The organism is Mesorhizobium sp. M0518 (assembly GCF_040321125.1).
Classification (GTDB): Bacteria; Pseudomonadota; Alphaproteobacteria; order Rhizobiales; family Rhizobiaceae; genus Mesorhizobium.
The window spans coordinates 197,824-211,206 of sequence record NZ_JAMYQY010000007.1 but is presented as its reverse complement, the minus strand read 5'-3'; the positions used below and the strand labels follow the sequence as shown (position 1 = coordinate 211,206).

The 13,383-nt window shown below is 63.3% G+C and carries 12 protein-coding genes; 5 read left to right on the top strand and 7 right to left on the bottom strand.

Features of this window, described 5'->3' with window-relative positions; all coding sequences use genetic code 11:
- Positions 1-13: 13 nt before the first annotated feature.
- Complete coding sequence (locus NKI66_RS12780) at positions 14-328, top strand: hypothetical protein (RefSeq protein ID WP_023811680.1); 315 nt, start codon at positions 14-16, stop codon at positions 326-328.
- 123 nt (positions 329-451) lie between these two features.
- Here NKI66_RS12780 and NKI66_RS12775 read toward each other — a convergent pair whose 3' ends face one another.
- From NKI66_RS12775 to NKI66_RS12750, 6 genes are all read right to left on the bottom strand, one after another.
- The gene (locus NKI66_RS12775) at positions 452-1,879 is read right to left on the bottom strand and encodes a gamma-aminobutyraldehyde dehydrogenase (RefSeq protein WP_023811679.1); all 1,428 of its coding nucleotides are present in this window, start codon (positions 1,877-1,879) and stop codon (positions 452-454) included.
- Between the two features lie 103 nt (positions 1,880-1,982).
- Positions 1,983-2,798: an ABC transporter permease gene (locus NKI66_RS12770; RefSeq protein ID WP_023811678.1), complete on the bottom strand. Its 816-nt coding sequence runs from the start codon at positions 2,796-2,798 to the stop codon at positions 1,983-1,985.
- Entirely contained in the window at positions 2,788-3,753 is a 966-nt protein-coding gene (locus NKI66_RS12765; protein WP_023811677.1) for an ABC transporter permease, read from the bottom strand. The genes NKI66_RS12770 and NKI66_RS12765 overlap by 11 nt, the downstream gene beginning before the upstream one ends.
- A gap of 223 nt (positions 3,754-3,976) precedes the next feature.
- The gene (locus NKI66_RS12760) at positions 3,977-4,987 is read right to left on the bottom strand and encodes an ABC transporter ATP-binding protein (RefSeq protein ID WP_023811675.1); all 1,011 of its coding nucleotides are present in this window, start codon (positions 4,985-4,987) and stop codon (positions 3,977-3,979) included.
- Positions 4,988-5,159: 172 nt separating this feature from the next.
- Entirely contained in the window at positions 5,160-6,314 is a 1,155-nt protein-coding gene (locus tag NKI66_RS12755; RefSeq protein ID WP_023811674.1) for an ABC transporter substrate-binding protein, read from the bottom strand.
- Positions 6,315-6,533: 219 nt separating this feature from the next.
- Positions 6,534-7,445, bottom strand: coding sequence for a LysR family transcriptional regulator (locus NKI66_RS12750; protein WP_023811673.1), 912 nt, complete (start codon positions 7,443-7,445; stop codon positions 6,534-6,536).
- An 88-nt stretch (positions 7,446-7,533) separates the two neighbouring features.
- Between NKI66_RS12750 and NKI66_RS12745 the strand changes: the two genes are divergently transcribed.
- Positions 7,534-7,983 (top strand): RrF2 family transcriptional regulator, encoded by a 450-nt coding sequence (locus tag NKI66_RS12745; RefSeq protein WP_023811672.1) that lies wholly within the window; start codon positions 7,534-7,536, stop codon positions 7,981-7,983.
- Positions 7,973-8,872, top strand: a complete 900-nt coding sequence (locus NKI66_RS12740) for an NAD(P)/FAD-dependent oxidoreductase (protein ID WP_023811671.1) — start codon at positions 7,973-7,975, stop codon at positions 8,870-8,872. The genes NKI66_RS12745 and NKI66_RS12740 overlap by 11 nt, the downstream gene beginning before the upstream one ends.
- On the opposite strand, the gene NKI66_RS12735 is transcribed toward NKI66_RS12740, so the two are convergent.
- The gene (locus tag NKI66_RS12735) at positions 8,869-9,645 is read right to left on the bottom strand and encodes a DeoR/GlpR family DNA-binding transcription regulator (RefSeq protein WP_023811670.1); all 777 of its coding nucleotides are present in this window, start codon (positions 9,643-9,645) and stop codon (positions 8,869-8,871) included. The genes NKI66_RS12740 and NKI66_RS12735 overlap by 4 nt on opposite strands.
- 399 nt (positions 9,646-10,044) lie before the next feature.
- On the opposite strand from NKI66_RS12735, the gene NKI66_RS12730 reads away from it, so the two are divergent.
- On the top strand, positions 10,045-10,932 hold the full coding sequence (locus tag NKI66_RS12730; protein ID WP_023811669.1) for a phosphotransferase family protein: 888 nt from the start codon (positions 10,045-10,047) through the stop codon (positions 10,930-10,932).
- The gene (locus tag NKI66_RS12725; RefSeq protein WP_023811668.1) at positions 10,929-13,382 is read left to right on the top strand and encodes a GcvT family protein; all 2,454 of its coding nucleotides are present in this window, start codon (positions 10,929-10,931) and stop codon (positions 13,380-13,382) included. Before NKI66_RS12730 ends, NKI66_RS12725 begins: the two co-directional genes overlap by 4 nt.
- The last annotated feature ends 1 nt before the right edge of the window (position 13,383 follow it).

The following is a 13,383-nucleotide window of genomic DNA, read 5'->3' as shown; positions in this document are numbered from 1 at the left end:
GGAGGAGAAGACGATGTTCAGCGCCAGATGGCAGATCGACGCCAAGTTCGGGCACAAGCAGACCGTGCTCGACCTGTTGAAGAAATGGGAACGCGAGATCGGCTCGCAGGTCGGCCTCGACGAGCTGGAATTCCAGATCATGACCGGTTCGATCGGCGCGCGGGAGGCGACGGTCGAGTCCCATCACCAGGTCGAAAGCCTGGCCCAGTTGGAGGCGTTCTTCGCCAAGATCGGCAAGATCGACGGGCATGCAAAATGGGGCAAGGAGATCGAGCCCTATGTCGTGTCGGGCACCAGCCTGTGGAATATTTATCGCGTTGTGGAGTAGCGACTCTTCTCCCCGTGAACGGGGAGAAGAGAAAATAGCCACGCCCGGCCCTACGCAGGCTCCGGGCGTTCGAAGCTCGAAAAGCCAAGCAATTGGCTTTTCGTCCGCTACGCGGACCACCTCTCACCCATGCGCAACCATCACATGGCGCACGGCGGTATAATCCTCGAGCGCATATAGCGACATGTCCTTGCCGTAGCCGGACTGCTTCAACCCGCCATGCGGCATCTCGTTGGTCAGCATGAAGTGGGTGTTGATCCAGGTGCAGCCATATTGCAGGCGGGCGGCCGTCGCCATGGCGCGCGACACGTCCTTGGTCCATACGGATGACGCCAGGCCGTAGTCGCTGTCGTTGGCCCAGTTCACCGCCTCGTCGACTTCCGAAAAACGGGTGATCGAGACGACCGGTCCGAACACTTCGCGGCGCACGATCTCGTCTTCCTGCAGGGCGCCGGCAACGACAGTCGGCTGGTAGTAGAAACCAGATCCCTCGCCCGGCTTGCCGCCGGTGGTGATCTCGATGTGCTTCAGTTCCGAGGCGCGCTCGACGAAGCTGGACACGCGGTCGCGCTGACGGCGCGAGATCAGCGGACCGATCTCGTTTTCGGTGTCGTCGGGACGGTTGTATTTGATGGTCGAGACGGCCGAGGAGAGATCGGCGACGAGCTTGTCATAGATCTTCCTGCCGGCGTAGATGCGGCAGGCGGCGGTGCAGTCCTGGCCGGCATTGTAATAGCCGAAGGCGCGCAGCCCGTTGACCACGGCGCCAAGATCGGCGTCGTCGAAGACGATGACCGGCGCCTTGCCGCCGAGTTCGAGATGCGTGCGCTTGACCGACTTGGCAGCTGCCTGCAGCACCTTCTTGCCGGTGGCGACATCGCCGGTGATCGAGATCATGTTGACCTTGGGATGGTTGATCAGCGTGTTGCCGACGCTGTCGCCGCGGCCGAGCACGACATTGACCACGCCTTCGGGCAAGATGTCCGCAAGGATTTTCGCCAGCTTCAGCGCCGTCAGCGGTGTCTGCTCGGACGGTTTGAAGACGACGGTGTTGCCGCCGGCGATCGCCGGCGCCAGCTTCCAGGCCATCATCATCAGCGGATAGTTCCACGGCGCGATGGAAGCGACGATGCCGATGGCATCGCGGCGGACCATCGAAGTATGGCCGGGAATGTATTCGCCGGCGACGACGCCCGGCATCGAACGGACGGCTCCGGCGAAGAAGCGGTAGCAGTCGACGATCGCCGGGATTTCGTCATTGAGCACGGCGTTGATCGGCTTGCCGCAATTGAGCGCCTCGAGCGTGGCGAATTCCTTGGCATCGGCCTCGATGCGGTCGGCGATCTTCAGCAAATAGCCGGAGCGCTGCGCCGGCGTGGTGCGCGACCACAAGACGAACGCTTGTTCGGCGGCAGTGATCGCCGCCTCAATCTGTGCCTGGCTGGCCTCGGGCAGGCTGAGGATGGTCGCCCCGGTCTTTGGATTGAGGATCGGCTCCTCGGTTTCGGTGCCCTTCTCGAATCTCGAGCCGATCAGCATCTGGGTGTCCATAAGGTTTCTCCTTAACAGGAGCGAGTAGCGAGTAGCGAATAGCGAGTAGGGTTTGACTGTCGATCTTCCCTATTCGCTATTCGTCACTCCCTATTCGCTGATTTCATTTTCCACTGCCCGCAATCTGGTCGCCGTCGCGGGTGAGGTAATAGGCGGCAAGGATCGGCAGCAGCGTCACCAGCACCACGACCATGGCGACGACATTGGTCACCGGGCGCTGGCGCGGACGGATCAGCTCTTCCAGCATCCAGATCGGCAATGTCTGCTGCTGGCCGGCGGTGAAGGTGGTGACGATGACCTCGTCGAAGGACAGCGCGAAGGCCAGCATGCCGCCGGCAAGCAGCGCCGTGGCAATGTTGGGCAGCACGACATGTCGGAAGGTCTGAAAACCGTCGGCGCCGAGATCCATCGACGCCTCGATCATCGATCCGGAGGTGCGGCGAAAGCGGGCGACGGCATTGTTGTAGACGACGACGACGCAGAAGGTGGCGTGGCCGAGCACGATCGTCCAGAACGAGAACGGGATATCTGCCAGCGAAAAGGCCGAGCGCAGCGCGATGCCGGTGATGATGCCGGGCAGCGCGATCGGCAGGATGACCAGCAGCGAGATGGTTTCGCGGCCGAAGAATTTTGTCCGCGAAACCGCCGCCGAACAGAGCGTGCCGAGGACGAGCGCGATCGCCGTCGAGATCGCGGCAACCCTGACCGACAGCGACAATGCCTGCCAGACATCCGGCCGGTTCCAGGTGACGGCGAACCATTGCGTCGTCAGTCCTGGCGGCGGCCAGACGAAGCTCTTCTCCTCGGTGGTGAAGGCGTAGACGAAGATCAGCAGGATCGGCAGATGCAGGAACAGCAGGCCGCAGGCGGCGGCGATCTTCAGGCCGAGCGGCGCCGACTGGGAACCATCAGAGCGCATCGAAGGCCCCCATGCGCTTGGCGCCCCAGAGATAGAAGCCCATGATGACGATCGGCACCACGGTGAAGGCGGCGGCGAGCGGGATGTTGCCGGCCGTGCCTTGCTGCGAATAGACGGCTTGGCCGATGAACAGCCGCGAGGTGCCGATGATCTGCGGGATGATATAGTCGCCGAGCGTCAGCGAGAAGGTGAAGATCGAACCGGCGACGATGCCCGGCAGCGCCAGCGGGAACAGCACGTTGCGGAAGGTCTGGCCGGGCGAAGCGCCCAAATCGGACGAGGCCTCGACGAGATTGCCGGGCACGCGCTCGAGCGCCGCCTGTACCGGCAGGATCATGAACGGTAGCCAGACATAGACGAAGACGATGAAAGTGCCGGTGAACGATACCGACAGCGAATTGCCGCCGACGATCGGCAGCGACAGCCAGGCGTCGAGCACCCACAACAAATGCAGCTTGGCGAGGAGCCAGGTGAGGATGCCTTCCTTGGCCAGGATGAGCTTCCAGGCGTAGATCTTGACCAGATAGCTCGACCACAGCGGCAGCATGATGCCGAGATAGAACAAGGCCTTCCAGCGACCGCGCGCATAGCGCGCCGCGTAGTAGGCGATGGGGAAAGCGATGACGGCCGAGGCCAGCGTGACCAGAGCCGCCATCGTCACCGTGCGCAGGATGATATCGAGATTGGCGGCCTGGAACAGGTCACCATAGGTCTTGAGCGTGAACTCACGGTTGATGAGACCGGAAAACTCGTCGATGGAGAAAAAGCTCTGCGCCAGGAGCGCAAACAGCGAGCCGATATAGACGATGCCCAGCCAAAGCACCGGCGGCAGCAGCATGAGCAACAGCAGGACCTTCGGCTTGCGCCAGAAAAGGTCCGACAGCGCGCCACGCAGGCCGCCGCTGCCCGGCAGGATGGCGGGCGCGGGATTGGAGCTGAGCGCGGCGGTCGTCATGATGGAGCTCTGTACTCATGGAGGATGTATGAGAGGCCGAGATCCTTCACACCCCCCTCTGTCCTGCCGGACATCTCCCCCGCAAGGGGGGAGATCAGCAGCTTGTCCGCCTCACCGGCTCTGCAGCGTTGGAAGCTGGCGAAGCCAGTGGTAACAGCCAATCTCCCCCCTTGCGGGGGAGATGTCCGGCAGGACAGAGGGGGGTGCAATGCGCAAACCTTCATCATGCCGGCTCGTCCATCAGATGCAGGTGCTCGCGGTTGAAAGTCAGCACGACCGCCTCGCCTTCCCCAGGCAAGGCCGTGCCGGCCGGCACGATGGCGTGCAGTCGAAGGCCGTCGGCGTCGAGCGCCAGTTTTGTCGTGGCGCCGAGATAGTTGGTCGAGACGAGGCGGGCGGACACGCCTTCACCACTTGTGCCCCCGCTGGCCGCGCGGCCGACGCGAATGGATTCAGGGCGGAGACTCCCCCAGCGATGCTGGCCGGAATAACGCTGGACGAAATCCGGTGGCAGTACATTCGATGAGCCGACAAAATCGGCAACAAAACGCGTCTTCGGCCGCTGGTAGATATCCTCCGGCGTGCCGATCTGCATGATCTTGCCGTCGTTGAAAACGGCGACGCGGTCGGCCATCGACAGTGCTTCGCCCTGGTCGTGGGTGACGAAGACGAAGGTGATGCCGAGCGCCTTCTGCAGCGACTTCAGCTCCTCCTGCATGTTCTCGCGCAATTTGAGGTCGAGCGCGCCGAGCGGCTCGTCGAGCAGCAGCACCTTTGGCTGGTTGACCAGCGCACGGGCGAGCGCGACGCGCTGGCGCTGGCCGCCGGAAAGCTGGCCGGGGCGGCGGGCGCCATAGCCGGGCAGCCGCACCAGTGACAGCGCCTCTTCCGCCGCCTTGTGCCGCTGAACCTTGCCGACGCCCTTGACCATCAGCCCGTAGGCGACGTTGTCGAGCACGTTCAGATGCGGGAACAGCGCATAGTCCTGAAACACGGTGTTGACGTTGCGGCGATAGGGCGGAACGCCCTCGGCGCGTTCGCCGAAGATCGAGATCGAGCCCGATGTCGGCTGCTCGAAGCCGGCGATGAGGCGCAGGCAAGTGGTCTTGCCGGAACCGGACGGCCCGAGCATGGCGAAGAATTCCCCCGGCGCGATATCGAGATCGACCGCGTCGACGGCGCGCACGCTGCCGAAATGGCGCGAGGCTTTCTGGAAGGAGACGGCGGAGGTCATGGGCTGTCAGTCCGTTGCCGGTTTGGTGTGCTGATGTCGCGCGACGTCCTACCTCCCCCCTTATGGAGAGGTCGCGGCGAAGCCGCGGGTGGGGGTGCCTCGAAAAACGCCGAGCCGACCCCACCCCGACGCTATGCGTCGACCCTCCCCACGAGAGGGAGGGTAAGAAAAATCACCGCCCGCCGATGACGCCGATATAGTCCGACACCCAGCGGTAGTAGGGCACGCACTGGTCGTTCTGGGTGGTGCATTTCGACACCGGCGTCTTCCAGAACTTGATCTTGTCGAAATTCTCGTAGCCGTTGGTCTTGCAGCCTTCGTCGGTCAAAAGCTCGTTGCCCTTGCAGGCGGCGGGCACGACGGGCAGCGAACCGAACCAGGCCGAGACATCGCCCTGCACCTTGGGCGACAGCGAATGTTCCATCCACATATAGGCGCAGTTTGGGTTGGCCGAATCGGCTTCCATCATCGTGGTGTCGGCCCAACCGGTGGCGCCCTCCTCCGGGATGGTGGACGCGACCGGCTTCTTGGCGGCGACCAGCGTGTTGACCTGATACGGCCACGAGCCGGAAGCGACGACGCCTTCGTTCTGGAAATCGTCGACCTGAATGGCGGCGTCGTGCCAATAGCGGCCGACCAGCGTGCGCTGGACGCGCAGCAATTCCAGCGCAGCCTTGTACTGATCCTCGTTCAGTTCGTAGGGGTCCTTGATGCCGAGTTCCGGCTTGTGGAACATCAGATAGTTGGCGGCATCCGCGATGTGGATCGGCCCGTCATAGGCTTGGACGCGGCCCTTGTTGGACTTGCCGTCAGGCAGCTTCATTTCCTCGAAGACGATGTTCCAGCTCTTGGGAGCCTCCTTGAACACGTCGGTGTTGTACATGAGGACGTTCGGGCCCCACTGGTAAGGAACGCCGTAATGGGCGCCGCCGACGGTGAACCACGGCGCGTCCTTGAGGCGCTCGTCGACCGTCTTCCAGCTCGGGATGAGATCGGTGTTGATCGGCTGCACGCGCTTGCCGGCAACGAGGCGCAGCGAGGCATCGCCTGAAGCGGTGACGAGGTCGAAGCCGCCCTCATTCATCAGCGAGACCATCTCGTCGGAGGTGTTGGCGGTCTTGACGTTGACCTTGCAGCCGGTCTCCTTCTCGAAGGAGGTCACCCAGTCATAGCCCTTGTCGGTTTCGCCGCGCTCGATATAGCCCGGCCAGGCAACGATGTTGACCTGGCCTTCGCCCTTGCCAAGTTCCTTGACCTGGGCGACGGCCTGACCGGAAAAGGTCAGCGCGACCGTCAGAGCAGTGCATGACTTCAGGAATGAATTCATTGTCGATCTCCCATTTAGGCGCCTGACCCTGAAAGCCGGTTTCGGTCTTCGCTAGGGGTCACGCGCGGACTGAAAACTGTCAGTTCGTCCGTTGGGCTTGATGCCGCTCTGATGGCGGCTTTGGTCCCTGGACCGAAAGTGCTTTGAAAACTCCGGTTTCGCAAATTCATTTATCAGAAGGGCGATATCGGTTTTTCCGATAGGTGGGCAGTCGATCTCTCAGGGACGCTGGCGGACCGTCCGTTGCGACTGGGCAAGGCCGATGAAATCGCGCGCCGCCTGCGGCAGACCGGAGCCGCGCCGCCAGACCATGCCGACCTGGACCACCGGCAAGGAGCCGGAAATGTCGCGCGATTCGATGCGGTCGCCTTCCAGCGACCAGGGCCGGTAGACGAGGTCGGGCAGCAGCGCCACACCGGCGCCGGTGGCGACCAGACTGCGCACGGCCTCCACGGAACGGGTGCGGAAGGCGACATGCGGCTTGGCGCCGATCGCCGTCAGCAGCTTGCCGGTATTCTCCTCGATCTCGTCGACGGTCAGCATGATCAGCGTTTCGGAGGCAATGTCGCCAATGCCGATGATGTCGGCGCCGACGAGCGGATGACCGAGCGGCAGCCACAGCCGATAGGCCGAGACTTCGAGGATTTCCGACTGCAACGCGGTGCGGTCGCGCAAATTGGAGGTGACCATGACGGCAATGTCGAGCTTGCCGCCGATCAGGAGGTGTTCGAGATAATCGCCATTGTCCTCGATGGCAGAGACCTCGACGCCGGGATAGGCGCGGCGGTAGCGGGCGAGCAGATCCGACAGCACATAGCCGGCGACCAGTGAGGTGACGCCGAGCTGCAGCCGGCCGGCCGCCACCGTCTGCTCGCCCGAGAAAGAGCGGCGCGCGTCGGAAACGTCCGCGAGAATCTTCGTCGCGTGGCGCAGGAACTGGTGGCCCTTGTGGGTGATGTTGAGGCCACGCGGATGGCGTTCGAACAGTTCGACGCCGAGATCGCTTTCGAGCTCCTTGATCGCTTCGGTGACCGACGATTGCGAGATTGACAGGTTCTGCGCGGCGCCCGAGACCGTGCCTTGCTCGGCGACGGCGATGAAGAACTGCAACTGGCGGATGGTGAAAGCCATGGCCGGACTAAACACGGCGGACGCGATGCTGGGAAGTGGCAACCGGCGAACACTTGACGGCTTCGCAAATCGTAACTAACTAAGTTACATGAAGCGCAACAGCCGACTGTCCTCGACCTTGCACATTCTCGTCCACATGGCCGAGAAGCCCGAACAGGCGCTGACCTCCGAGCAGCTTGCCACCTTCATCCACACCAATCCGGTTGTGGTCCGTCGCACCATCGCAGGCTTGCGCGATGCCGGCATCGTCACCTCGTCGCGCGGGCACGGTGGCGGCTGGCTGCTCGGGCGGGCGCCCGAGAAAATATCCTTGGCCGAGATCAGCGTCGCCCTTGGCGAGACGCTGCTGCCGTTCAGCACCGAGCCGGAAAGCCCCGGCTGCCTCGTCGAGCAGGCGGTGATCGCCGTGCTCGACGATTTTCGCATCGCCGCCGAAAAGCTGCTGGCGGAGAAACTGAGCCGCATCACGCTGGCCGACCTGACCGCCGATTTCCGCCGCCGTTTTGACCTCATTGGAGTCTCCAGCCATGCAGTATGATCTTGCCGTCGTCGGCGGCAGCTTTGCCGGCCTGTCCGCCGCCATCCAGGTGGCGCGCGCAGGACGCAAGGTGCTGGTGATCGACGCCGGCCAGCCGCGCAACCGCTTTGCCGAGCATTCGCACGGCTTCCTCGGACATGACGGGCGCGCGCCCGGCGCAATCCTGGATGACGCAAGGCGGCAGCTGCTGGCCTATCCGACAGCCAGGGTTGTCGACAGGCGTGCGGACAAGGCCGTTGCTGCTGACAGCAGCGATTTCGAAATCGCCACCGACGGCGGCGAGACATTCGGCGCCACACGGCTGGTGCTGGCCACCGGGGTGCGCGATATCCTGCCGGAGGTTGCCGGTCTTGCCGAGCTCTGGGGCAGAAAAGTGCTGCACTGCCCCTATTGCCACGGCTACGAGGTTTCCGGCGGGCCGCTCGGCGTGCTCGCAACCGGCCCGATGTCCCTGCATCAGGCGCAATTGATCGCCGATTGGGGCGATGTCACGCTGTTCGGCAACGGCCTGTTCGAGCCTGACACAGAGCAGATGCGCGCGCTGGAGAGCCGAAAGGTGCGGTTTGAGCCCACCAGCGTTGCCGAGCTGCGGGAAGACGGCTCCGGCGGGTTGATCGTCCACCTCGACGATAGCCGAAAGGCCGGCGTCAGGGCGATGTTCACCGCGCCGCGCAACACCATGGCCAGCCCGCTGGCCGAACAGCTCGGCTGCGGCTTCACCGAAGGCCTTCTCGGTCCGATAATTACCGTCGATGACAGGCAGCAGACGACCGTGCCCGGCGTCTACGCCGCCGGCGACGCGGCACGTTCGATGCACAACATCGCCTTTGCGGTATCGGCTGGCACCTTTGCGGGCGTCTGCGCCCACCAGTCGCTGGTGTTTGGCTAAAACCCGGCTTCCTCGTCGGCGATGCTAAGCCGCGCGCCGGCCTGCGCAAGGGCGGCGGCCAGGTCGTGCGGCGGCGAGCGATCGGTGGCGAGTTCGGAAAAGCTGTCGAAGCCGCAGACCTGGACCAGACCAAGACGGCCGAATTTCGAGTGATCGGTGATGACCAGGGACCGCTGGCCGCGCGACAGCACCATGCGGGCGAACTCGGCTTCATCCAGATCAAAATCCATGACGCCCATCACCGCGTCGACGCCGCCGGTGGAAATGATGGCGTGGCTGACCGAAAAACGACTGACAAAATCGATTGCCGAGGCGCCGAAAGCAGCGCCGGAATCGCTGCGCAGCTCGCCGCCCGCCATGTAGACCTTGTTGCCGTTGATGGTGGCCAGCGTGCGGGCAATATCCGAGGAATTGGTGACGACCGTCAGGCGCCGGTGGCCAAGCAGTTCACGCGCAAGGAACGAGGTCGTCGTGCCGGTGTCGAGCATGATCGATTCGCCGTCGCGTATGGTGGCGGCGACCATGCGGGCAATGACGCGCTTGGCGTCGGCGTTCTCACGCATACGCCGCTCGAACGGCGCTTCGCCGATCATCGACGGCAGGCCGATGGCGCCATGCATCTTGAGGACAGAGCCATCACCAGTCAGTGGCTTGACGTCGCGGCGCACCGTCTCCAGCGACACGCCCAGCCGGTCGGCCAGACTGGCGATGGTGACGGTGCCCTCTTCCTGCACGAGACGCAGGATCTCGCCGTGTCGTTTGGACTGGGCCATCTGGTTTCCCGAACTGATGCTCTTGACCGATTTTAAGGTAATTCACATGCTTTTAAAGGAACTACCTTATGCTTTCGGGCAAAATACCCAAAAAAGGTCACACCTTTTTATTGACAAGCGGGCAGCCCTGGCGTGAAATCAAAGACATCAACGGCTTCAGATCTGCGACTGGGGCAGAGCCGCAACTCAGTGATCAGGCCGTTTGGAACGTGCCTGTTCAAGGAATTTTCAGATCCGCGGGGGCGGATGCCGGGCTCAAAAACCTGGCCAAGGGGCTCGTCGGTGCGGTGCGGGATACCGATCCTGGCGTCCCGCACCGACGAGATTATTTACGTTTCTCCCGCCATCGTTGCGCTGTTCACGGCGCCTTGTCGAAGCCCAGCAAACCAGGGATGTTCCGTGACCGCCGAAGATCGCATCCGCGCCCTGCCCTGCTGGACCGGTGGCATCGAGATCGCACCGCTGCCCGGCGGCCTGAGCAACGCGAATTATGTGGTCACGGACGCGGCCGGACGACATGTCGTGCGCTTCGGCAAGGACTATCCGTTCCACCATGTCTTTCGGGAGCGCGAGGTTATGACCGCGCGGGCGGCGCATGCCGCCGGTTTCGCGCCAGCCGTCCGCCATGCCGAACCGGGCATACTGGTAACGGAATTTCTCGGTGCGAAAACCTATCTGGCGGAAGACGTGCGCGCCAATCTCGGCCGCGTCGCGGCTCTGATGCGCGCCTTCCACCGGGAAATGCCCAATCACGTCTCCGGCGCCGGCTTCATGTTCTGGGTGTTCCATGTCATTCGCGACTATGCGCGCACGCTTGAAGAAGGCGGCAGCCGCAAGCGCAGCGACTTGCCGCATCTGCTGACGCTGGCCGACGAACTGGAGCGCGCGCAGAAGCTGCTGCCGATCGTTTTTGGCCACAATGATCTGCTGCCGGCCAACATTCTCGATGACGGCAACAGGCTATGGCTGATCGACTTCGAATATGCCGGTTTCAACACGGCGATGTTCGACCTCGCAGGCGCCGCCTCCAACGCCGGCATGAGCGACGAGGAATCTTTTGCCTTCCTGACCGCCTACTTCATGAAGGAACCGGACGATGCGATCCGCCGTTCGCACGCGGCCATGCAATGCGCCTCGCTGCTGCGCGAGGCGATGTGGAGCATGGTCTCCGAGCTCTATCTGGACGCGCCGGGCATCGACTACGTCGCCTACACCGAGGAAAATCTCGTCCGGCTCGACGCGGCACTGGAAAACTACCGGACAAAATACGGGATACAGAAATCATGACATTGCCGAGTCAGGCCGCCATCGTCGTCATCGGCGGTGGCATCATCGGCTGTTCGACGGCCTATCATCTGGCGCGCGACCACAAGGCTGACGTGGTGCTGCTGGAGCAGGGCAAGCTGACCTCGGGTTCGACCTGGCATGCCGCCGGCCTTGTCGGGCAATTGCGCTCGTCGGCGTCTATCACCCGCGTGCTGAAATACTCCGTCGACCTCTACAAGGGACTGGAGGCCGAGACCGGTCTCGCCACCGGCTGGAAGATGACCGGCTGCCTCAGGCTCGCCACCAATGCCGACCGCTGGACGGAGTACAAAAGGCTGGCGACGACAGCAAAAAGCTTCGGCATGGACATGCAATTGCTGTCGCCGGACGAGGTGAAAAGAATGTGGCCGCTGCTGGAGACCGGCGATCTCGTCGGCGCCTCCTGGCTGCCGACCGACGGCCAGGCGAGCCCCTCCGACATCACGCAGTCGCTGGCCAAGGGCGCGCGCATGCATGGCGCCAAACTGCTCGAGGATGCTCGCGTCACCGGCTTCGAGATGAAGGACGGCCGCATCACGGCGGTGAAGACCAGCAAGGGCGACATCGCCTGCGACAAGGTGGTCAACTGTGCGGGCCAATGGGCGCGGCAAGTGGGGGCCATGGCCGGCATCAACGTGCCGCTTCAGCCGGTGAAGCACCAGTACATCATCACCGAGAAGATCGACGGTCTGGCGACCGACGCGCCGACCATCCGCGACCCTGACCGACGCACCTATTTCAAGGAGGAAGTCGGCGGGCTGGTGATGGGCGGCTATGAGCCTAACCCGCAGGCCTGGGCGACTGGTCTCCCCGGCGACGACGTTCCCAATGATTGGGAATTCAGGCTGTTCGACGACGACTACGACCATTTCGAGCAGCACATGAGCCAAGCGATCGCGCGTGTGCCGGCGCTGGAAACCGTCGGCGTCAAGCAGATGATCAACGGGCCGGAGAGTTTTACGCCGGACGGCAATTTCATTCTCGGCACAGCGCCCGAATGCGCCAACATGTTCGTCGGCGCCGGCTTCAACGCCTTCGGCATCGCCTCGGGCGGCGGCGCTGGCTGGGTGCTGGCGCAGTGGGTGGTCGATGACGAAGCACCGCTCGACCTGTGGGTGGTCGACATCAGGCGCTTTTCCAACCTGCACCGCGACCGTCAGTGGGTCTGCGACCGCACGCTGGAGGCCTATAGCAAACACTATACGATCGGCTTTCCGCATGAAGAGTACGCCAGCGGGAGGCCGCGCATCGTCTCGCCGCTGTACGAGCGGCTGAAACAGCAGCGCGCCGTGTTCGGCTCGAAGCTCGGCTGGGAGCGGCCGAACTGGTTCGCGCCCGAAGGCGTCGAGCCGCAGGACATCTATTCGATGGGCCGGCAGAACTGGTTCGCGGCGGTCGGCGACGAACACCGGCATGTGCGTGAAAAGGTCGGCATTTTCGATCAATCGTCTTTCGCCAAATACGAGCTGAGCGGGCCTGATGCGCTGAAGGCGCTGGACTGGATCTGTGCCAACGACGTCAGCAAGCCGGTCGGCCGGCTGACCTATACGCAGCTTCTCAACACGCGCGGCGGTATCGAAGCTGATCTCACTGTGGCGAGGCTGGCCGAGGAGAAATTCTATATCGTCACCGGCACCGGTTTCCGCACGCATGATTCCTCATGGATCAGCGATCATATCGGCGAAGGGCTCGATGCCAGGCTTGTCGACGTCACCGAGGATTTCGGCACGCTGTCGCTGATGGGTCCTCGGGCGCGCGACGTGCTCTCGGCGGCGACCGGAGCCGACGTGTCGAATGCCGGCTTCCCGTTCGGCCATGTGCGCGAGATTACCATCGCCGGCCGCACGGTTCGGGCGCTGCGCGTCACCTATGTCGGCGAACTCGGCTGGGAACTGCATGTGCCGATCGCGGCCACCGGCGAAGTCTTCGACGCACTGATGGCGGCAGGCGAGAAGCATGACATCCGCCCGGTCGGCTATCGGGCGCTGGAATCGCTGCGGCTGGAAAAAGGCTATCGCGCCTGGGGCTCCGACATCACCCCCAACGACACGCCGCAGGAAGCCGGGCTCGGTTGGGCGGTCAAGCTGCGCAAGAACACCGATTTCGTTGGACGGCGCGCGCTGGAGAAGACCAGCGGCGCGGCACTGAAGAAACGCTTTGCCGGCTTCACGGTCGACAACCCCGAGATCGTGCTGCTCGGCCGCGAAACCATCCTGCGCAATGGCGAACCGGTCGGTTATCTCAGCAGCGGCGGTTACGGCTACACGCTGGGCAGGAACATCGGCTACGGCTATGTGCGCAACGCCGACGGGGTGAGCGATGATTTTCTCGCTTCCGGCGACTATGAACTGGTGGTTGCGATGGAGAGGACAGCGGCCAATATCCACCTCGAGCCGATGTATGATCCGGCGGGCGCCAGGGTCAAAGCGTAGG

What these genes read in the sequence shown, in the direction of transcription:
- NKI66_RS12735 (WP_023811670.1), bottom strand. Translation starts at nt 9,645, where the DNA reads ATGGCCCAGTCCAAACGACACGGCGAGATCCTGCGTCTCGTGCAGGAA.
- NKI66_RS12755 (WP_023811674.1), bottom strand. Translation starts at nt 6,314, where the DNA reads ATGAATTCATTCCTGAAGTCATGCACTGCTCTGACGGTCGCGCTGACC.
- NKI66_RS12750 (WP_023811673.1), bottom strand. Translation starts at nt 7,445, where the DNA reads ATGGCTTTCACCATCCGCCAGTTGCAGTTCTTCATCGCCGTCGCCGAG.
- NKI66_RS12740 (WP_023811671.1), top strand. Translation starts at nt 7,973, where the DNA reads ATGCAGTATGATCTTGCCGTCGTCGGCGGCAGCTTTGCCGGCCTGTCC.
- NKI66_RS12765 (WP_023811677.1), bottom strand. Translation starts at nt 3,753, where the DNA reads ATGACGACCGCCGCGCTCAGCTCCAATCCCGCGCCCGCCATCCTGCCG.
- NKI66_RS12775 (WP_023811679.1), bottom strand. Translation starts at nt 1,879, where the DNA reads ATGGACACCCAGATGCTGATCGGCTCGAGATTCGAGAAGGGCACCGAA.
- NKI66_RS12745 (WP_023811672.1), top strand. Translation starts at nt 7,534, where the DNA reads ATGAAGCGCAACAGCCGACTGTCCTCGACCTTGCACATTCTCGTCCAC.
- NKI66_RS12770 (WP_023811678.1), bottom strand. Translation starts at nt 2,798, where the DNA reads ATGCGCTCTGATGGTTCCCAGTCGGCGCCGCTCGGCCTGAAGATCGCC.
- NKI66_RS12725 (WP_023811668.1), top strand. Translation starts at nt 10,929, where the DNA reads ATGACATTGCCGAGTCAGGCCGCCATCGTCGTCATCGGCGGTGGCATC.
- NKI66_RS12760 (WP_023811675.1), bottom strand. Translation starts at nt 4,987, where the DNA reads ATGACCTCCGCCGTCTCCTTCCAGAAAGCCTCGCGCCATTTCGGCAGC.
- NKI66_RS12780 (WP_023811680.1), top strand. Translation starts at nt 14, where the DNA reads ATGTTCAGCGCCAGATGGCAGATCGACGCCAAGTTCGGGCACAAGCAG.